The organism is Vibrio sp. 1641 (assembly GCF_033339995.1).
Taxonomy (GTDB): domain Bacteria; phylum Pseudomonadota; class Gammaproteobacteria; order Enterobacterales; family Vibrionaceae; genus Vibrio; species Vibrio alginolyticus.
The window spans coordinates 1-747 of record NZ_JAWOVP010000141.1 but is presented as its reverse complement, the minus strand read 5'-3'; the positions used below and the strand labels follow the sequence as shown (position 1 = coordinate 747).

Annotated in this window: 2 protein-coding genes; both read right to left on the bottom strand. The window is 43.8% G+C overall.

What is annotated here, in order from left to right; all coding sequences use genetic code 11:
- On the bottom strand, positions 1 to 381 hold a 381-nt coding region (locus tag R7Z47_RS24685; protein ID WP_318130743.1), incomplete at its 3' end, for an HD domain-containing protein.
- Position 382: 1 nt separating this feature from the next.
- A partial coding sequence (locus tag R7Z47_RS24680; RefSeq protein ID WP_318130742.1) for a GNAT family N-acetyltransferase occupies positions 383 to 747 on the bottom strand: 365 nt, incomplete at its 5' end.

Below are 747 nucleotides of genomic sequence, written 5' to 3'. Positions count from 1 at the left end.
ATCACTCTGCGCGGCTTCAAATTCTTGCCAAAGCGCTAATAATTCTTGCCCTTGATCTGTTGGTAACATACCAAATAAGCGTTCAGCGGCTTTTATTTCTTTTTCTGCTTGCTCTTTTGAAGCTGCAGTATCATAAACAAACGTGTCGCCTGCGTCGATCTCAACAACGTCATGTATCAATAGCATTTTCATCACTCGACAGATATCGACTGGCGCATTTGCGTGCTCTTCCATTAATACTGCCATCAATGCGACGTGCCAACTGTGCTCACCGCTGTTTTCAAGACGACCTTCGGCGCTTTTCACCCGAGTACGACGCAATACGCTTTTGAGCTTATCAAGTTCAATGAGTAATGCTAACTGCTTTTCTAATCGATCCATATTAGCGCCCTTCTTGCTGCCAATGAGGGTTAGTTAATGATGTCAGCACATGATCTTGCCATTCACCATTGATCAAAAGGTAATCTTTTGCGTAACCTTCTTTGCTAAACCCGACAAACTCTAGCACAGCTTCACTGCGTTTGTTATGAGGCATATAGCCGGCTTGGATACGATGCATTTTTTGCACGTTAAACATGTAGTCGCATGCCATTTTTAACCCACGACGCATATAGCCGTGACCTTGTGCCTCTTTCGCCAAGGAATAGCCAACGTTACAGCTATAAAATGGAAAACGACTCATACTGCTGAAAGAAATCGTTCCTAGCATGCGCCCTGTATCAACATGAATTAGCAAGCAATAGTAGC